The following is a 17,172-nucleotide window of genomic DNA, read 5'->3' as shown; positions in this document are numbered from 1 at the left end:
GTATGTCCCGGCTCGTCCTTTCGCAGAAGTGACGCGCCACTTCGACTGAAAGGCACGAATTTCGTGACCATGCTTGACGCTGTCATGCCCGCGTTCGACGAGACCGCCCCCGAGGCGGGCCCGTCGGAGTTCGAACTGCTCGGCCTTCCCAAGCCGCTCATCAGCGGCCTGGCCAAGCAGGGCATCGACAGCCCGTTCCCCATCCAGAGTGCGACGATCCCCGACGTGCTCGCCGGCCATGACGTCCTGGGCCGTGGCCAGACCGGCTCGGGCAAGACCCTGGCCTTCGGTTTGCCGACCATGGCTCGCATCGCGGGGGTGCGGCCCGCCGCCGGCCACCCGCGCGCGATGATCCTTGTGCCCACCCGTGAGCTGGCCCTTCAGGTGCACGACGCGCTCGAACCGCTCGGCCGCGGCCTCGGGCTGCGGATGAAGGTCGTCGTGGGCGGCATGTCCATGGGCAAGCAGATCGAGGCCCTGCGCCGCGGCGTCGACATCGTGATCGCCACCCCGGGCCGCCTGGGCGACCTGATCCGGCAGGGCGAGTGCTCGCTGGCGCAGGTCGAGGTCTCCGTCCTCGACGAGGCCGACCACATGTGCGACCTAGGCTTCTTCCCCGTCGTCACCGAGCTGCTGGCCCAGACCCCGACCGACGGGCAGCGCCTGCTGTTCTCGGCCACCCTCGACGGCGACGTCGACAAGCTGGTGCGCCGCTTCCTCAAGGACCCGATCACCCACTCCGTGGCTCCGGCGACCTCGCCGGTCGACACCATGGAGCACCACGTGATGCAGGTCACGCGGGACGACAAGTTCGACGTCACGGCCGAGATCGCCAACCGCGAGGGCCGTACGATCATCTTCGTCCGCACCCAGCACGGCGTCGACCGGCTGTGCAAGCAGCTCGCCCGGGTCGGCATCAAGGCCGGCGGCCTGCACGGCGGCAAGCGCCAGAACCAGCGCACCCGCATCCTGGCCGAGTTCCGCGAGGGCTCGATCAACGTGCTGGTCTGCACCGACGTCGCGGCCCGCGGCATCCACGTCGACAACATCAGCCTGGTGCTGCACGTCGACCCGCCGCAGGACCACAAGAGCTACCTGCACCGCGGCGGCCGTACCGCCCGCGCGGGCGAGAAGGGCACCGTCGTCACCCTGGTGCTGCCCAACGAGCGCCGCTCGACCGACGCCCTGACCAGGCGCGCCGGCATCCACCCGTTCCGGCTCAAGGCCACCCCGGGGCACCCCCGGCTGGCCGAGGTGGCCGGGGCCAGGACGCCGACCGGCGAGGCCATCCCCGTGTGGGAGCCCGACGTCCGCAAGCCGCTGCGCCCGCGCCGTGAGGGCGGTCACGGCGGCGCCGAGCGCCGGGGCGGGCGTCGTCCGCGCCGCGAGTTCGACGGCGAGCGCCGTCCGCGCCGGCACGAGGACGGCGCCTTCGCCGGCGGCGACGACCGCCGTCCGCGACGCCACGAGGAGTCCGGCGAGGACCGTCGTCCGCGCCGGCACGCCGAGGGCGAGCGGCCGTTCGGCGGCGGGCAGCGCTCCGGCGAGCCGCGCACGTTCGGCGAGGACCGCCGGCGTGGCGACCGGCCGCGCGGCGGTTTCCGCTCCGACGACCGTCCCCGCCAGGACGACCGCGGTGGTTACCGTTCCGACGACCGTCCCGCCCGTCAGGACGACCGTGGCGGCTTCCGGTCCGAGGACCGGCCGTTCCGTCAGGACGACCGCGGCTACCGCTCCGAGGGGCCGCGTGGCGCCGGGTTCCGTGACGGCCAGCGCAGCGGCGGCGGCGGTTTCCGCGCCGACGACCGCGGCCGCTTCGGCGCCGACCGTGGCCGCCCGTTCTCGGGCGACCGCGACCGGCCCGCCCGCTCCGACGAGCGCGCCCCCCGCGACGGCTTCCGCTCCGGCGGCGGCTTCCGTTCCGAGGAGCGCGGCAACGGCGGGTTCCGCCGCAACAACGGGGGCGGCCGCCGCTTCGAGCGCTGACCCCGGCTGAACGACCGACTGCCCGTCGCGCCTCCCGCAGGGGAGGGGCGGCGGGCTTCGTCGTGCCCGGGCCTGCTACGAGGTCAGGACGTCGAGAGCGCGGTCGACGTCGTCGACGGTGTTGTAGACGTGGAAGCCTGCCCGGACCCGGCCGGCGCGCACCGCGGCGCGGATGCCGGCCGCCGCCAGCCGCTCGCCCGGCGCCTCCACCGACACGATCGCCGAGTCGGCCGCCTCCAGCCCCAGCCCGGCCCTGAACCGGTTGGCCAGCCCGACGTCGTGCTCGTGCACGCGCTGGGCGCCGATCTCGTTGAGCAGTTCGAGCGCGGGCGCCGCGCCGACGTAGCAGAACCAGGCCGGCGACAGGTCGAAGGCGCGGGCGTCGGCGGCCAGCCGCAGCGGCGGCCCGTAGTAGGAGCCGCCCGGATCTTCGCCGGCGTACCAGTTGGCCGCCAGCGGCCGCATCAGGGAGCGCACCCGGGGCGACAGGTACCCGAACGCGGCCCCGCGCGGCGCCATGAGCCACTTGTAGGCCGCGCACGCCAGCACGTCGATCCCGTCGGCCACCGACACCGGCAGCCACCCGCACGCCTGGGAGCCGTCGGCGATGACCAGCGCGTCGTGGGCGCGGGCGGCGGCGACGACCTCGTGCAGCGGCGTCACGTAGCCGGTGGCCGACTGCACGAGGCTGAAGGCGACGGCGTCGGTGCGGCCCGTGACGGCGTCGGCCAGGCGATCGGCGGGCACGGTCTCGACCTCGGCCGCCATCGCCCACGGGAACAGGTTGCTGGTGAACTCGATCTCCGGCACCAGCACCCGCGCCCCCGGCGGCAGCGCGGTGGCCACCGTGGACATGATCTGCGACACCGTCGAGCCGACCGTCACGTCGGCCGGCTCGGCGCCGACCAGGTGGGCGAAGGCCGTGCGGGCCCGGCCGACCGAGGCGTCCCAGGGGGCCCAGTCGCCGCGGCCGTGCCGCCACTCGGTGAGCACGGCCTGCAACTCCTCGAAGGCCGGGCGGGGCGGAAGGCCGTACGAAGGGGTGTTGAGCCAGCCGGGATCGGCGTCCCAGAGCTTGCCCACGGTCGCGATGTCCATGACCACCAGCCTAGAACGGCCCCGCGGAGACCAAGCGGCGCCCGGGCGACGGGCAGGAAGCGGCCGTCTCGCGTGGCGGACTCCGGGCGGCGTCACCGTCGCGCGCAGACTAGGCTTGTCAGGCACGCAAACCGACCGACGAGAGAGACCATGAAGACCTTCGAAGAGCTGTTCGCCGAGCTGTCAGACAAGGCGCGTACCAGGCCCGCGGGCTCGGGCACCGTGGCCGCGCTCGACGCCGGCGTGCATGCCATCGGCAAGAAGGTCGTCGAGGAGGCCGCCGAGAGCTGGATGGCCGCCGAGCACGAGTCGAACGACAGGGCGGCGGAGGAGATCTCCCAGCTCCTCTACCACGTGCAGGTGCTCATGATCGCCAAGGGCATCGGGCTCGACGAGGTGTACAAGCATCTCTAGGGCGCCTCGCGCCCGCCCCGGCGTCCCCGTCGACCATGAGTGAGGAAGAAGACCCGAACATGCTGCGTCTGGCCGTACCGAACAAGGGCGCGCTCAGCGAAGCCGCCCAGAACATGCTCAAGGAGGCCGGCTACCGGTCCCGCAGGGACAGCAAGGAGCTCGTCGTCGTCGACGAGGACAACGGCTGCGAGCTGTTCTTCCTGCGTCCCCGTGACATCGCCGTCTACGTCGGGGAGGGCACCCTCGACCTCGGCATCACCGGCCGCGACATGCTGATCGACTCCGGCGCGCCGGTCGAGGAGATCATGCCGCTCGGCTTCGGCGGCTCCACCTTCCGGCTGGCCGCCAAGGCGGGCACGATGTCGTCGGTGAAAGACCTCGACGGGCAGCGCATCGCCACCTCCTACGCGGGGCTGCTCGACAAGTACCTGTCCGACCAGGGCGTCGACGCCCGCGTGATCAAGCTCGACGGCGCCGTCGAGACCGCGATCCGGCTCGGCGTGGCCGACGCGGTCGCCGACGTCGTCGAGACCGGAACCACGCTGCGCAACGTCGGCCTGGAGGTGTTCGGCGAGCCGATCATGCGCTCGGAGGGCGTGCTGATCAAGCGGCAGAGCGCGCCGGAGACGCCGGGCATGGGCCAGCTCGTCCGCCGGCTGCAGGGCGTCGTGCACGCCCGCGACTTCGTCATGATGGACTACGACATCCGTGCCGAGCGCATTGAGGAGGCCATCGCCCTCACGCCCGGCATGGAGGGGCCCACGGTCTCGCCGCTCCACCGCGAGGGCTGGGTCGCCGTCCGGGCCATGGTCCGGCGCAAGGGCCACCAGCAGGTGATGGACCAGCTCTGGGACATCGGCGCGCGGGCCATCCTGGTCACCGACATCTACGCCTGCCGCCTCTGACAAATGTCACCGTCAACCCCGGAAGGATCACACTAACGGGGGAAAAGCCGCGCCCGTAGCGTTTGCTGACATGAACGCCATCGTGTTCGACCAGGTCAGCAAGCGCTACGGGGACGTGCTTGCCGTCGACGACCTCTCGCTCGCCATCGAGCCAGGCAAGACCGTGGCCCTGCTCGGCCCCAACGGCGCGGGCAAGTCCACCTCGATCAACATGCTGCTCGGCCTGCTGCGTCCGACCAGCGGCACGATCACCATCCACGGCCGCACGCCCGACCACGCGGTGCGCTCCGGCGAGCTGGGCGCGATGCTCCAGAACGGCGCCCTCATCCCCGAGCTGTCGGTCAAGGAGCTCATCGAGGTCGTCCGCAGGCTCTATCCCGACCCGCTGCCGCTGGCCGAGATCCTCAAGCTGGCCGACCTGTCGGACCTGGTCAAGCGGCGCGCGAACAAGCTGTCCGGCGGCCAGACGCAGCGCGTCAGGTTCGCCCTGGCCATCGCGGGCGCGCCGAAGATCCTGCTGCTCGACGAGCCGACCGCGGCCATGGACGTGGAGTCCAGGCTGCGGTTCTGGGCCAGCATGCACGACTACGCCGCCGGCGGCAGGACCGTGCTGTTCGCCACCCACTACCTGGAGGAGGCCGACGAGCACTCCGACCGGGTGATCGTCATCGCCCGCGGCCGGCTGGCCGCCGACGGCACCGCCGCCGAGATCAAGGCGGGCGTGGGCGGGCAGGTCGTGCGCTTCACGCTGGGCGACCAGCCCGCGGCCGGGCTCGACCGGCTGCCCGGCGTCACCGCCGTCGAGGTCGCCGCCGGCACCGCCACGCTGCACACCTCCGACCCCGACGCGACCGTGGCCGCCCTGTTCCGGGGCACCGAGCTCGACGTGCGCGGCCTCCAGCTCACCGGCGCCGACCTCGAAGACGCCTTCCTCGCGCTCACCAGGGAGTCCTGATGCTGTTCTACGCCAAGACCGAGGCGATGCGCATGCTGCGCAACCGGCGCTACATCATCTTCGTGGTCATCTTCCCGGTCGTGCTGTACCTGATCAACGCCAACATCTACGGCAAGCAGACCGACGGCGCCGGGGTGAGCTACAGCGTCGTGCTGATGGTCTCCATGGCCGCCTACGGGGCGCTGGCCTCGTCGATGATGAGCTCGGCGGTGCCGTGGGCGACCGAGCGGCAGTCCGGCTGGCTGCGCCAGCTCCAGATCACCCCGCTGCCGAACTGGATGATCATCGCCACCAAGCTCGGCACCGCCATGCTGCTCGTGCTGCCCTCGCTGCTGCTGGTGGCCGTCGTCGGGATCGTCCAGCAGGGCGTGTCGATGCCGGTCGGGCGGTGGGTGCCGCTGCTGCTGGCCATGTGGCTGGGGACGATCCCGTTCATCGCGCTGGGCCTGGCGATCGGGTCGCTGCTGACGGCCGACGCCGCGCAGCCGGCCGCGATGATCTGCATGTTCGTCCTGGCCATCGCGGGCGGCCTGTGGTTCCCGCCCGAGGTGTTCGGCGACACCATGCGGACCGTGGCCGACATCATGCCCTCCTACCACTACGCGAGCCTCGGCTGGAGCATCGTCGCCGGGAAGGGCGTCGCGATGACCGACGTGCTGGTGGTCGGCGGATGGGCGGTCGTCCTGGGCGGGGCTGCCGCCTACCTCTACCGCCGGGCTACTGTTCGGGCATGAGTTTCGCCGACAAGCTGCACTTCGGTGACGGGCGGCCGTCGCCCAGGCGGCGGCTGCTCGGGATGTCCGTCGGCATGGTCTACCTCGTCTTCCCGATCGCCGAGATCGTCGCGGGCGGCGTCACCGGCGCCCGGGCGTTCTGGGGGGCCGTGGCGCTGGTCGCGTTCATCGGCTGCTTCGCCGGCACGGTGATCAGCGCCAAGAGCTTCCACGAGCGTTCACGGGCCACCTTCCCCCTGCTCGGGGTGACCGCGGTGATCGCGGTGGTCAGCGCGTTCGCCTTCGGCGGCGCCTGGCTCACCCTGCCGGTCTACACGGTCGTGCTCTACGGGTTCACGCTCCCGCCCGCCTGGGCGCTGGCGGGGGTGGGCGTGAACCTGGCGGTGGTGGTGGCGGCCGGGGTGCTGACCGGCGACGAGTTCGCCGGCGTCGTCGTGCTGGGGCTGCAGGTCGTCACGCTGGGCGTGCTGTTCATCAGCATCCGCAACAGCCGGATGCTGACGCTGCAGCTGCAGCAGGCGCAGGACGAGGTGGCCAGGCTGGCGGCCACGGAGGAGCGCCTGCGCATCGCCCGCGACCTGCACGACCTGCTCGGCCACAGCCTGTCGCTGATCGTGCTCAAGAGCGAGCTGGCCGGGCGGCTGGCCGAGGAGTCGCCGCAGGTGCGGCAGGAGATCGCCGACATCGAGTCCGTGGCCAGGCAGGCGCTGGTGGAGGTGCGCGAGGCGGTCACCGGCTACCGGCAGCGCAGCCTGTCGGAGGAGATCGACGGCGCCCGGTCGGTGCTGCGGGCGGCGGGCGTGCGGGCCGAGGTGCGGGTGTCGGGCACGCCGCTGCCCGACCTGCTCGACGGGTTGTTCGGCTGGGCGGTGCGCGAGGGCGTCACCAACGTCGTACGGCACGCGCGGGCCGCCCGTTGCGAGATCCAGGTGACGTACGACGGCGAACACGCCACCCTTGAGATCATGGACGACGGACGCGGCGGCGAGCCGCAGGGCACCGGCAGCGGGCTCAGCGGCCTGCGCGAACGGGTGACGGGCGCGGGCGGCACCATGGAGGCCGGCGGCGCGCCCAAGGGCGGGTTCCGGCTGCGGGTGCTCGTGCCGATCAGGGTGGGGACGGCCGCGTGATCCGGGTGATGCTGGCCGAGGACCAGGGCATGATCCGCGGCGCGCTGGCCTCGCTGCTCGGCCTTGAGCCCGACATCGAGGTGGTCGGCGAGGCCGCCGACGGGGACGAGGCCGTCGCCGTCGCGGTCGCCGCGACCCCCGACATCGCGCTGCTGGACATCGAGATGCCCGGCAAGGACGGCCTCACCGCCGCCGCCGAGATCGCCGCCCGGGTGCCGGGCTGCCGGGTGATGATCCTGACCACGTTCGGGCGGCCCGGCTACCTGCGCACCGCGATGGAGGCGGGGGCGGTGGCGTTCCTGGTCAAGGACAGCCCGGCCAAGGACCTCGCGGCGGCCATCCGCCGGGTGCAGGCGGGGGAGCGGGTCATCGACCCGGGGCTGGCCGCGGCGGCGCTGAGCGCGGGGCCGAACCCGCTGTCGGCGCGCGAGCGCGACGTGCTGGCCGCCGCCGCCGACGGCTCCACGATCGGGGACATCGCCCGCCGCCTGCACCTGTCGGAGGGCACGGTGCGCAACTACCTGTCCGCGGCCATCCAGAAGACGCACGCGCGCAACCGCATCGAGGCCGTGCGGCGGGCCAAGGCCCAGGGCTGGGTCTAGCCGGGCCGCGTCTGGCCGGGCCGCGTCTGGCCGGGCCGCGTCTGGCCGGGCCGCGTCTGGCCGGGCCGGGTCTGGCCGGGCGCGGCTGGACCTCAGGTCCGCATGGCGGCGATCTGGCGGATCAGGTCCGACACCCGGACGATGCCCAGGCAGCGGTTGAGCTCGTCGGTGACCACCAGGTCGTCGTAGATGCGGGCGGCGTCCCGGCCGGCGGCCTGCATGGCGGCGATGGCGGGGGTCGTCCTCGGGACCGTGCGCGGCGGGTCGGCCAGGCGCTGGGCGGGCTTGGCGCCGTGCAGGGCGTGCCCGTACCGGGCGGCGAAGGACAGCAGGAAGCGGCTGCGGTCGAGGCTGCCCTTGGGGCGCTGGTACTCGTCCACCAGGATCACGCTGGTGATGGTGGGCTCGTGCCCGAACGCCGCCACGACCTCCTCCGCCTTGGCCCCGGCCGGCAGCGTCACCGCCGGGAGCAGCAGCTCCTGCACCCGCGGGCCGAGCATCAGCGTGTCCGGCGACTCGTCGGCCACCGGGAGCGGCACCCGGATCTTGCCGTCGGGGCCGGGCGCCAGCAGCGGGCCGTGGGCCAGGCGCACGCCCAGGCCGCGGGCCACCGCCACCTGCCCCTCGCGCTCGACGCCCGGGGCCATCACGTGCGCGCCGATCCCGCGGGCCAGCGTCACCACCGCGCGGGCCACGGCCGCCGCCCGGTGGTCGCCGGGCAACCTGGTCACCAGCTCTTCGTCCAGCGCCAGCAGGTACGGCGCGGAGTCGGTGACGACGTCCAGCGCCGGGCCGCCCGCGCCCACGTCGGCGAAGCCCAGCAGGTAGCCGATCGTGCGCAGCCCGTCGAGGCCGACCTTCAGCAGGCGGCGGTCCTGCTCCTGGCACGTTCCGGTGAGCATCAGGATGGCCTCACGAGGATGCCTGCCCGCCCGCCGCAGGGCCTCGTGGAGCGGCGCCAGCGCCCCGGCGCCCGAGAGCACCACGTGCAGGGGCAGTGGCAGCACCATGGGCAGCGGAGCCGCCCGGAGGACGCCCGCCGGGTCGACGACGGCGGGCTGAGCGATGACGGCCCCGTTGTCGAGATCCACTACAGGGCTGGTGAGCAGGGAGGACACGTTCAGATGATCCGACCGGCACGGTTACGGCAGAAGCCCTCCGAAACGAAGTTCACCGACATTTCCGCTATAGTTCCCCCCTTCTCGTGAAGGGAATGTCGTTCGGTTACCCTTCCCGCATGAGCGCGCGTCCGGCCAGAGGCGGCGGCCGCTGGGTCACGGTGCCGCCCGAGCGCGTGCACCCCTGGATCGACGGGTTCGCCGGCCGCCACGGGCCCTTCGAGGCCGCCGGCGACGACCGCGTGGTCCGCCTGACCGCCGCCGACGGCGCGCTGGCCGAGCTGCACGTGCCGTTCCCGCCCATGACCCCGGGCCCGCCGCACGTGACCGGGCTGGTCGCGCACGCGCAGGCCGCGCGGCGGGTGGGCGTGCTGCTGGTCCGGCTCGGCGGTTACGCGGCCGGGGTGTTCCACGGCGCCGAGCTGCTGGACTCCAAGGTCGGCTCCCGGCTGGTGCAGGGCCGTACGGCGGCCGGCGGGTGGTCGCAGCAGCGCTTCGCCAGGAGGCGGCAGAAGCAGGCGGCCCAGGCGTTCGACAGCGCGGCGGAGACGGCGGTGCGGGTGCTCGTGCCGCGGCTCGGCGAGCTGGAGGCGGTGGTGCTCGGCGGCGACCGGCGGGCGGTCGACGCGCTGCGCGGCGACCGGCGGCTCGCGCCGGTGTTCGCGCTGGAGAGCGAGCCGTTCCTGGTGGTGCCCGACCCGAGGCTCGCGGTCCTGCGCGACGCGCCCGCCCGGTTCCGGGCCGTCCGGATCCGGGTGGTCGACCCGTCCTGAGCCCTGAGGGTTCGATCAGGCGGTCAGGACGCCGGGAGGAAGGCGTCGGCGTGGTCGGCGGCGAAGGCGGCCAGGGTGCGGGGCGGGCGGCCGGTGACCTCCTCGACGGTGGTGGTGATCTCCGCCCAGCCGGTCCGGCTCAGCGTCGCCTGCGTGGTGGCCAGCTCGGTGGCGAACGGCTCCGGGATCCCCTGCCCGGCCAGCCGCGCGGCCATCTCGGGCACCGGCAGGTCCACGTAGGAGATCGGCCGCCCGAGCACGCGGGTCAGCGTCGCCGCGATCTCCTCGTGGGTGGGCGACTCGGGCCCGGTCAGCAGGTACGAGCCCGATGCGCCCACGGGCCGGGTCAGCAGGGCGGCGGCCACCGCGGCGATGTCCCTGGCGTCGATGTAGTTCATCGGGCCGGCGCCCCAGGAGCCGTAAAAGCGGTCGCCGCGCACCTCGCCGAGCAGGTTTTGCATGAACCCGGTCGGCTGCAGGACGGCGTGCGGCACGCCGGAGGCCCGCAGGTGCTCGTCGACCTCGCCGTGGGGCCCGGCGCTGAGCGCGGCGCCGGGGGCGGCGTCGCGTACGGAGACCTCGACGATCTGCGCCACGCCCGCCTCGGCGGCCAGGTCGATGACCTCGTTGAGCCGCTCGGCGAACCCGGGGAACAGCGAGCTGTTGAGGAACAGCCGGTCGCCGGGGGACAGCAGCCGGCCGATCGTCTCCGGCCGGGTGAAGTCGCCGACGGCGTGCCGTACGCCCAGGTCGGCGGGGGCACGCGAGACCGCGAGCACGTCCTGGCCGGCGAGCTGGGCGACCAGGGCCCGGCCGATGGAACCGGTCGCGCCGGTGATCACGATCATGGTGTCCTCCTAAGTGGAATCTCTTCGTCCGCTTGCCTGGACGGTACACTAAGCGGAAACAGTTCGTCCACTTAGGAGGTCGGGACGTGCGCGCGGACGCCAGAAGGAACCTGGTCAAGATCCTCGACGCGGCCGCCCGGGTGATGGCCGAGCGCGGCGTCAACGCGCCCATGGAGCTCATCGCGCGGCAGGCCGGCGTCGGCGTCGGCACCCTCTACCGCCGCTTCCCCGACCGCGGCGCCCTCATCGCCGCGCTGGGCGAGCATTACGTCCAGTCGCTGGCCGAGGCCCTGGAGCGCGCCGTCGACCGCGAGGAGGACGCCTGGGGCGCGCTGCGCGGGTTCGTGCTGTGGGCCGCCGCCCCGGGCCGCGTCGCGCTGGCCGCCGCGCTGGCCCACCTGCCGCAGGAGGCCATCGCGGGCACGGCGGAGTTCGCCGAGAGCAAGGCGCGCTGGCTGGGGCTGCTCCAGGAGCTCGTCCGCCGGGCCCAGGCCGAGGGCGGCATGCGTCCCGACGTGACCTGGGAGGACGTCGTCAGCCTGCTCAACGTCTTCACCTGCCACCCCGACGGGCTGCCCGCCCCCGTGGCCGCGCGTCCGGAGAAGTACCTGCACCTCATGCTCGACGGGATGGCCGCCGGCGCCGCCACTTCGCTGCCCGCCTGACGGCACCCGTCCCACGCGTATCGGAGGGCACCTGGAGCCCCTATAAGCAGAGGTAGCGCCTGGCACGGGGGCCCTACACTGATCTGTATGCATACTCCCGATTGACCGGCGGTCGCACGCCCAATCCTCGTTTCCTAGCTCGGGAGTGTCCGCCAATATGATCATCGCCAGTGACATCGAGCTGCGCGCGGGCGCGCGCCTGCTCATCGAGAACGCCTCCTTCCGGGTCAACCCCGGCGACAAGATAGGTCTGGTCGGCCGCAACGGCGCGGGCAAGACCACCCTGACCAAGGTGCTCGCGGGGGAGGCGCTGCCCGCCGCGGGCTCGGTCACCTCCTCCGGCAGCATCGGCTACCTGCCCCAGGACCCCCGTACGGGCGACCTTCAGGTGCTGGCCCGCGACCGCATCCTGTCCGCGCGCGGCCTCGACGAGGTCCTGCGCAAGCTGCGCGAGGCCGAGGTCGGCATGTCCTCCGCCGACGAGCGCACCCGCGAGAAGGCCGTCAAGCAGTACGGCAGGCTCGAGGACCAGATGCACGTGCTCGGCGGCTACGCGGCCGAGTCCGAGGCCGCCTCCATCGCCTCCAGCCTCGGCCTGCCCGACCGGGTACTCGGGCAGACGTTGCAAACGCTTTCCGGCGGTCAGCGGCGCCGCGTGGAATTGGCGCGAATTCTTTTCAGCGGAGCGGAAACTCTCCTTCTCGACGAGCCGACAAACCACCTAGATGCGGACTCAATCGGGTGGCTTCGTGATTTTTTGCGATCTCATCAAGGTGGCTTGGTGATCATCAGTCACGACGTCGGCCTTCTTGAAGCCACGGTCAACAAGGTCCTCCACCTCGACGCCAACCGCTCGGTGATCGACCACTACAACGTCGGCTGGACGGCCTACCTGGCCCAGCGCGAGACCGACGAGAAGCGCAGGAAGCGCGAGCGCGCCAACGCCGAGAAGCAGGCGGGCGCGCTGCTGGCCCAGGCCGACAAGATGCGCGCCAAGGCCACCAAGGCCAAGGCGGCCCAGGACATGATGCGCCGCGCCCACCGGCTGCTGGCCGGCACCGAGGAGGAGCGCCAGAGCGACAAGGTCGCCCGTCTGCGCTTCCCCGAGCCCCTGCCGTGCGGCCGCACGCCGCTCATGGCCGAGGGCCTGTCGAAGTCCTACGGCTCCCTGGAGGTGTTCACCGACGTCAACGTGGCCATCGACCGAGGTCACAGGGTCGTCATCCTCGGCCTCAACGGCGCCGGCAAGACCACCCTGCTGCGCATACTCGGCGGCATCGAGTCTCCCGACACCGGCGAGCTGCGGCCCGGCCACGGCCTGAAGGTCGGCTACTACGCCCAGGAGCACGAGACCCTCGACCCCTCCCGCACGCTGCTGGAGAACATGCGCTCGGCGGGCGGCGAGTTCACCGACACCGAGCTGCGCAAGGTCCTCGGCTCGTTCCTGTTCTCCGGCGACGACGTCGACAAGCCCGCCGGTGTCCTGTCCGGCGGCGAGAAGACCCGGCTCGCGCTGGCGATCCTGGTGTTGTCGAGCGCCAACGTCCTGCTGCTCGACGAGCCCACGAACAACCTCGATCCGGTCAGCCGTGAGCAGGTTCTCAACGCTCTGAGGTCGTATTCAGGAGCAATCGTCCTCGTCACCCATGACGAGGGTGCCGTTGACGCCCTGTCACCGGATAGGGTGATCTTGCTGCCTGACGGAACTGAAGACGCGTGGAGCGACGAATTTTCCGATCTTGTGGCACTTGCCTGATCTTAATTTGAGTGGGTACGGATCTTTTCCCGTGGAGTAGGTAGCCGATCCCGCTGAAATGACTGATCATGGCGGAGTAACGCTGCGGAAGTCCGGCACTACAGGAGGTACTCGTGGCCGAGACACTGAAGAAGGGCACCCGGGTCACCGGGGCCGACCGGGAAAAACTGGCCGGCGATCTCAAGAAGCGCTACGCGCAGGGCGAGAGCATCCGCGCCCTGGCCGCTTCGACCGGTCGGTCCTACGGGTTCATCCACCGCATCCTTAGCGAGTCCGGTGTGACTCTGCGCGGGCGCGGCGGGGCGACTCGAGGCAAGTCCAAGCGCTGACGGCTGCCTCGGTACGTGCGACCGCAGCCGCCCGTCCCTAGTCAGTCGCTGTCGCGCCCGAGCCAGAATCATATTCTGTAAGCTCGGGCGCGACGGTCAGCCTTGGTGGCGCACCCCGTGCGCGACCGGACAAAGGGAGCAGGCGATGGCGGAAGCACAGGCACCACAGCGCGGGGGGCACGCGGAGGACGTCTCTGCCGAAAGGCTGGCGGAGATCGGGCTTCGCTATGAGGTGGACGGTGAGATAGCGACGATCACGCTGGACCGGCCGGAAAAGCGCAACGCCCAGACGTTCGCGACATGGTCGGCGTTGGCTCGCATCGGGGAGAGCCTTCCCGAACAGGTGCGCGTCGTCGTCGTGAAAGGTGAGGGACCGTCCTTCTCGGCAGGAATCGACCTGCGGATGTTCACACCGGAGGGAGTGCCCGGACAGGGCTCGTTCAGCTCGGCCGCCGCAACCGACGGCGAGGCCTTCGAGCAGCGTATACGTCAGGCACAGGACGGTTTCCTGTGGCTGCGCCGCCCGGAGATCGTCTCCATCGCCGCCGTGCAGGGGCACGCGATCGGCGCGGGGTTCCAGCTCGCGCTCGCCTGTGACCTGCGCATCGTGGCCGACGACGTCACCTTCTGCATGAAAGAGCCCGCACTGGGCCTGGTCCCGGATCTGACGGGGACCAAACCCCTGGTCGAGCTGGTCGGACTGGCCAAGGCGATCGACATCTGCCTGACCGCCAGGAACGTGTACGCCGAGGAGGCCATGCGCATCGGCCTCGCGGAGCAGGTGGTCGCCAGGGGCGACCTGGACAAGACCGTACAGAACAAGATCGCGGAGCTGCTGTCGACGAACCGGGACGCGGCGGTGGCGACGAAGCGCCTCCTCCAGGGGGCGCGGGCGCGCACCCTGGAGGAGCAGAGTGCGGCCGAGGGCATGGAGCAGGCCAAGCGCATCAAAGCCCTGTTCGGCCCGCGTTAGGACGGCCGGCCGGAGGCGGGGCTCCGGTTCGCCGTGAGCGGATCGCGGAATCGCCGGAGGACCTCTCGACGCTGAATCCGGGGGAGGAGGAGGGATCCCCCGTATGGCGATGATGGGAGGGGGCTTCGGCCCTCAGGTCTGGATGTCGCTGCGCCGTGACGGCTCGGTGACCAAGCAGCGCATCGCGCCGGGCACGGTCCGGCGCATCGGCCGGCACGCGCGCCCGCACACCAGGAAGATCGCGGCGTTCCTGCTGCTCGTGGTGGCCGGGGCGGTGATCGTGGTGGCCAACCCGCTGTTGATGAAGGCGATCATCGACGACGGCATCCTGACCGGCCGCACCGACGTCGTGATCGGCCTGGCCGTGGCCATCGGCGCGCTGGCCGTCCTCGACGCCGCGCTGACGCTGGCGCAGCGCTGGTTCTCCGCGCGCATCGGCGAGGGGCTCATCTACGACCTGCGCACCGAGGTCTTCGACCACGTGCAGCGCATGCCGGTGGCCTTCTTCATGCGGGCGCAGACCGGCGCGCTGGTCAGCCGGCTCAACAGCGACGTGATCGGCGCCCAGCGGGCGCTGACCAGCACGCTGTCGTCCGTGGTGTCCAACGTGGTCAGCCTGGTCCTGGTGCTGGGCGCGATGCTGGCGCTGTCGTGGCAGGTCACGCTGGTCGCGCTGGTGCTGCTGCCGATCTTCATCGTGCCCGCCAAATACGTCGGCCGGCGCATGTCCGCGCTGACCCGCGAGCAGATGCAGCTCGACGCCGAGATGAGCTCGGTCACCACCGAGCGCTTCAACGTGGCCGGCGCGATGGTCGCCAAGCTCTACGGCCGGCCCGAGGACGACGCGGCCACCTTCGCCGCCCGCGCGGCCCGCGTCCGCGACGTCGGCGTGACCGTCGGCATGTACGGCACGGTCTTCCGGGTCGCGCTCGGCCTGGTCGCCGCCCTGGCCACCGCGCTGGTCTACGGCATCGGCGGCGTGCTCGCCGTCGGCGGCGCCTTCGAGCTGGGCACGCTGGTCGCCCTGACCGCCCTGCTGATGCGCCTGTACGGCCCGCTGACGTCCCTGTCCAACGTGCACGTCGACGTGATGACGGCGCTGGTCAGCTTCGACCGCGTCTTCGAGATCCTCGACCTCAAGCCGATGGTCGCGCAGCGGCCCGGCGCGCGTCCGGTGCCCGAGGGGCCGGTCACCATCGAGTTCGACGACGTGCGCTTCCGCTACCCGGCGGCCGAGGAGGTCTCGCTCGCCTCCCTGGAGTCGGTGGCCCGCCAGGACTCCGGGGGCCCGTCGCAGGAGGTGCTGAAGGGCGTCTCCTTCACCGCCCGGCCGGGCGAGATGATCGCGCTGGTCGGCCACTCCGGCGCGGGCAAGACCACCATCACCTCCCTGGTCTCCCGGCTCTACGACGTCAACGAGGGGGCCGTCCGGATCAACGGGCTCGACGTGCGCGAGGCCACGCTCGACTCGCTGCGCGACACCGTCGGCGTCGTCATGCAGGACGCCCACCTGTTCCACGACACGATCGGGGCCAACCTCCGCTACGCCAGGCCCGGCGCGAGCGACGAGGAGATCCGCGACGCCCTGCGCGCCGCGCAGATCGGCGACCTCGTCGAGGGGCTGCCCGACGGGCTCGACACCGTCGTCGGCGACCGCGGCTACCGGCTGTCCGGCGGCGAGAAGCAGCGGCTCGCGCTGGCCAGGCTGCTGCTGAAGGCGCCGCGCGTGGTCGTGCTCGACGAGGCGACCGCGCACCTCGACTCCGAGTCCGAGGCGGCCGTGCAGCTCGCGCTCAAGACGGCCCTGCACGGCCGTACGTCGCTGGTCATCGCCCACCGGCTGTCCACGATCAGGGAGGCCGACGAGATCCTCGTCGTGCACGACGGGCGCGTGGCCGAGCGCGGCCGGCACGAGGAGCTGCTGGCGCGCGGCGGCCACTACGCCGAGCTCTACCGCACCCAGTTCAGCTCGGGAGGTAGCCCAGCCGGGTGAGCTCCTGCCGGGCGACCTTCTCCACCAGCTCCAGGTCGGCCGGCCGCAGCCGGGCCCGCCAGGCGCCGACCTCGGGGACGCGCGAGCCGTACAGCGCGACCTTGGACACCCGCGTCTCCAGGAACTCGGTGAGCACGGCGAGCGTGTCGGCTGGCTTGAGCGCCAAGTCCTCGTAGCGGACGGTGAGGAGCTGCCGCTCGGGCAGCTCCCGGCGCAGCTCGGCGCTCAGCCGCACGGCGCTGCGCCAGCGCAGCGCCGCCTTGCCCGCCGCGGGCATGCCCTTCCACCGGTCGAGGTGCTCGTCCTTGTTGACGCCGAGGAAGGCGTTGGGGAACTCGGTGCTGTCGGAGAGCATCGCGGGCTTGAACCAGGCCAGGCATGCCGGGTCGCCGAGCATGCCGGCGACGGCGTCCCTGCCGTCCCTGATGAGCTGGACGAACCGGGCGTCGGGGAATGCCTGGAGCAGCACCGGCGCGCTGTAGAGCAGGTCGGGGCTGCCGTCGCCGAACCGCGTCACCTCTCCGGGATCGACGCACGGCCCGCTGCCGGTCACCCCGCCCGCCTCCCGGCACGGCTCGGCGCACTGCCCGCACGAGCGCGGGGAGACCTGCCAGGACTCGGCCAGCGCGTCGCGCAGCACGCGCACCGCGCCCGACGTGCGGCCGATGGACGGTTTGCGGGCGAAGGCGTACACGACGTGCGCCACGCTCGCGCGGCCGGTCGTGACGTGGAAGCCCGGGGAGCGTTTGAGGGCGCGGGCCAGCAGGTCCGCGCCGGAGTGCGGGGCGCCGAGCAGGAAGACGGGCCTGCGGACCTTGATGCCGTTGACCACGAGGATGTGGGGCGGAAGTCGCATACTGGACCACAAGTGTGACACCGTTTGGCAGGTGAAC

17 protein-coding genes are annotated in these 17,172 nt (G+C 72.2%); 13 read left to right on the top strand and 4 right to left on the bottom strand.

The features are described 5' to 3' along the window. The first annotated feature begins 69 nt into the window (after window positions 1-69). A complete protein-coding gene (locus tag AB0J76_RS45945; protein ID WP_352325529.1) occupies window positions 70-1,986 on the top strand; it encodes a DEAD/DEAH box helicase in 1,917 nt (638 codons plus the stop codon). 75 nt (window positions 1,987-2,061) lie between these two features. Here the strand turns inward: AB0J76_RS45945 and AB0J76_RS45940 are convergent, their stop codons facing one another. Continuing rightward, the gene (locus tag AB0J76_RS45940; protein ID WP_352325527.1) at window positions 2,062-3,084 is read right to left on the bottom strand and encodes an aminotransferase class V-fold PLP-dependent enzyme; all 1,023 of its coding nucleotides are present in this window, start codon (window positions 3,082-3,084) and stop codon (window positions 2,062-2,064) included. Between the two features lie 150 nt (window positions 3,085-3,234). Here AB0J76_RS45940 and AB0J76_RS45935 point away from each other — a divergent pair, with 150 nt between their 5' ends. The 6 genes from AB0J76_RS45935 (at window position 3,235) to AB0J76_RS45910 (ending at window position 7,824) form a co-directional block, all read left to right on the top strand. Beyond that, window positions 3,235-3,498, top strand: coding sequence for a phosphoribosyl-ATP diphosphatase (locus tag AB0J76_RS45935; RefSeq protein ID WP_189652386.1), 264 nt, complete (start codon window positions 3,235-3,237; stop codon window positions 3,496-3,498). Window positions 3,499-3,557: 59 nt separating this feature from the next. Next, entirely contained in the window at window positions 3,558-4,403 is an 846-nt protein-coding gene (gene hisG, locus AB0J76_RS45930; RefSeq protein WP_352325534.1) for an ATP phosphoribosyltransferase, read from the top strand. Window positions 4,404-4,473: 70 nt separating this feature from the next. After that, window positions 4,474-5,358, top strand: coding sequence for an ABC transporter ATP-binding protein (locus AB0J76_RS45925; protein ID WP_352325526.1), 885 nt, complete (start codon window positions 4,474-4,476; stop codon window positions 5,356-5,358). Further along, complete coding sequence (locus tag AB0J76_RS45920; RefSeq protein ID WP_352325525.1) at window positions 5,358-6,092, top strand: ABC transporter permease; 735 nt, start codon at window positions 5,358-5,360, stop codon at window positions 6,090-6,092. Before AB0J76_RS45925 ends, AB0J76_RS45920 begins: the two co-directional genes overlap by 1 nt. Beyond that, a complete protein-coding gene (locus AB0J76_RS45915; RefSeq protein WP_352325524.1) occupies window positions 6,089-7,222 on the top strand; it encodes a sensor histidine kinase in 1,134 nt (377 codons plus the stop codon). The genes AB0J76_RS45920 and AB0J76_RS45915 overlap by 4 nt, the downstream gene beginning before the upstream one ends. Continuing rightward, a complete protein-coding gene (locus tag AB0J76_RS45910; protein WP_352325523.1) occupies window positions 7,219-7,824 on the top strand; it encodes a response regulator transcription factor in 606 nt (201 codons plus the stop codon). The genes AB0J76_RS45915 and AB0J76_RS45910 overlap by 4 nt, the downstream gene beginning before the upstream one ends. Before the next feature lie 92 nt (window positions 7,825-7,916). On the opposite strand, the gene AB0J76_RS45905 is transcribed toward AB0J76_RS45910, so the two are convergent. Next, complete coding sequence (locus AB0J76_RS45905) at window positions 7,917-8,942, bottom strand: EAL domain-containing protein (protein ID WP_352325522.1); 1,026 nt, start codon at window positions 8,940-8,942, stop codon at window positions 7,917-7,919. Window positions 8,943-9,061: 119 nt separating this feature from the next. Between AB0J76_RS45905 and AB0J76_RS45900 the strand changes: the two genes are divergently transcribed. Beyond that, window positions 9,062-9,715: an acVLRF1 family peptidyl-tRNA hydrolase gene (locus AB0J76_RS45900; RefSeq protein WP_352325521.1), complete on the top strand. Its 654-nt coding sequence runs from the start codon at window positions 9,062-9,064 to the stop codon at window positions 9,713-9,715. 23 nt (window positions 9,716-9,738) lie between these two features. On the opposite strand, the gene AB0J76_RS45895 is transcribed toward AB0J76_RS45900, so the two are convergent. Continuing rightward, window positions 9,739-10,563, bottom strand: coding sequence for an NAD(P)H-binding protein (locus AB0J76_RS45895; RefSeq protein ID WP_352325519.1), 825 nt, complete (start codon window positions 10,561-10,563; stop codon window positions 9,739-9,741). An 86-nt stretch (window positions 10,564-10,649) separates the two neighbouring features. Here AB0J76_RS45895 and AB0J76_RS45890 point away from each other — a divergent pair, with 86 nt between their 5' ends. The 5 genes from AB0J76_RS45890 (at window position 10,650) to AB0J76_RS45870 (ending at window position 16,279) form a co-directional block, all read left to right on the top strand. Then, window positions 10,650-11,228 (top strand): helix-turn-helix domain-containing protein, encoded by a 579-nt coding sequence (locus AB0J76_RS45890; protein WP_352325518.1) that lies wholly within the window; start codon window positions 10,650-10,652, stop codon window positions 11,226-11,228. A 157-nt stretch (window positions 11,229-11,385) separates the two neighbouring features. Beyond that, complete coding sequence (locus AB0J76_RS45885) at window positions 11,386-12,984, top strand: ABC-F family ATP-binding cassette domain-containing protein (RefSeq protein ID WP_352325517.1); 1,599 nt, start codon at window positions 11,386-11,388, stop codon at window positions 12,982-12,984. 113 nt (window positions 12,985-13,097) lie between these two features. Next, complete coding sequence (locus AB0J76_RS45880) at window positions 13,098-13,313, top strand: helix-turn-helix domain-containing protein (RefSeq protein ID WP_125642298.1); 216 nt, start codon at window positions 13,098-13,100, stop codon at window positions 13,311-13,313. Window positions 13,314-13,458: 145 nt separating this feature from the next. Further along, on the top strand, window positions 13,459-14,286 hold the full coding sequence (locus AB0J76_RS45875; RefSeq protein ID WP_352325516.1) for an enoyl-CoA hydratase/isomerase family protein: 828 nt from the start codon (window positions 13,459-13,461) through the stop codon (window positions 14,284-14,286). A gap of 103 nt (window positions 14,287-14,389) precedes the next feature. Then, window positions 14,390-16,279, top strand: a complete 1,890-nt coding sequence (locus tag AB0J76_RS45870; protein WP_352325515.1) for an ABC transporter ATP-binding protein — start codon at window positions 14,390-14,392, stop codon at window positions 16,277-16,279. Here AB0J76_RS45870 and AB0J76_RS45865 read toward each other — a convergent pair. Next, window positions 16,251-17,135, bottom strand: coding sequence for a sulfotransferase (locus AB0J76_RS45865; RefSeq protein ID WP_364393665.1), 885 nt, complete (start codon window positions 17,133-17,135; stop codon window positions 16,251-16,253). The two genes, AB0J76_RS45870 and AB0J76_RS45865, sit on opposite strands and share 29 nt — an antisense overlap. Window positions 17,136-17,172: the final 37 nt, after the last annotated feature.

The sequence above is a fragment of the Nonomuraea sp. NPDC049624 genome (genome assembly GCF_040675255.1).
Lineage (GTDB): Bacteria > Actinomycetota > Actinomycetes > Streptosporangiales > Streptosporangiaceae > Nonomuraea.
This window is presented reverse-complemented; position numbering and strand designations above follow the sequence as displayed.

What these genes read in the sequence shown, in the direction of transcription:
- AB0J76_RS45945 (WP_352325529.1), top strand. Translation starts at nt 70, where the DNA reads ATGCTTGACGCTGTCATGCCCGCGTTCGACGAGACCGCCCCCGAGGCG.
- AB0J76_RS45940 (WP_352325527.1), bottom strand. Translation starts at nt 3,084, where the DNA reads ATGGACATCGCGACCGTGGGCAAGCTCTGGGACGCCGATCCCGGCTGG.
- AB0J76_RS45935 (WP_189652386.1), top strand. Translation starts at nt 3,235, where the DNA reads ATGAAGACCTTCGAAGAGCTGTTCGCCGAGCTGTCAGACAAGGCGCGT.
- hisG (WP_352325534.1), top strand. Translation starts at nt 3,558, where the DNA reads ATGCTGCGTCTGGCCGTACCGAACAAGGGCGCGCTCAGCGAAGCCGCC.
- AB0J76_RS45925 (WP_352325526.1), top strand. Translation starts at nt 4,474, where the DNA reads ATGAACGCCATCGTGTTCGACCAGGTCAGCAAGCGCTACGGGGACGTG.
- AB0J76_RS45920 (WP_352325525.1), top strand. Translation starts at nt 5,358, where the DNA reads ATGCTGTTCTACGCCAAGACCGAGGCGATGCGCATGCTGCGCAACCGG.
- AB0J76_RS45915 (WP_352325524.1), top strand. Translation starts at nt 6,089, where the DNA reads ATGAGTTTCGCCGACAAGCTGCACTTCGGTGACGGGCGGCCGTCGCCC.
- AB0J76_RS45900 (WP_352325521.1), top strand. Translation starts at nt 9,062, where the DNA reads ATGAGCGCGCGTCCGGCCAGAGGCGGCGGCCGCTGGGTCACGGTGCCG.
- AB0J76_RS45895 (WP_352325519.1), bottom strand. Translation starts at nt 10,563, where the DNA reads ATGATCGTGATCACCGGCGCGACCGGTTCCATCGGCCGGGCCCTGGTC.
- AB0J76_RS45885 (WP_352325517.1), top strand. Translation starts at nt 11,386, where the DNA reads ATGATCATCGCCAGTGACATCGAGCTGCGCGCGGGCGCGCGCCTGCTC.
- AB0J76_RS45875 (WP_352325516.1), top strand. Translation starts at nt 13,459, where the DNA reads ATGGCGGAAGCACAGGCACCACAGCGCGGGGGGCACGCGGAGGACGTC.
- AB0J76_RS45870 (WP_352325515.1), top strand. Translation starts at nt 14,390, where the DNA reads ATGGCGATGATGGGAGGGGGCTTCGGCCCTCAGGTCTGGATGTCGCTG.
- AB0J76_RS45865 (WP_364393665.1), bottom strand. Translation starts at nt 17,135, where the DNA reads ATGCGACTTCCGCCCCACATCCTCGTGGTCAACGGCATCAAGGTCCGC.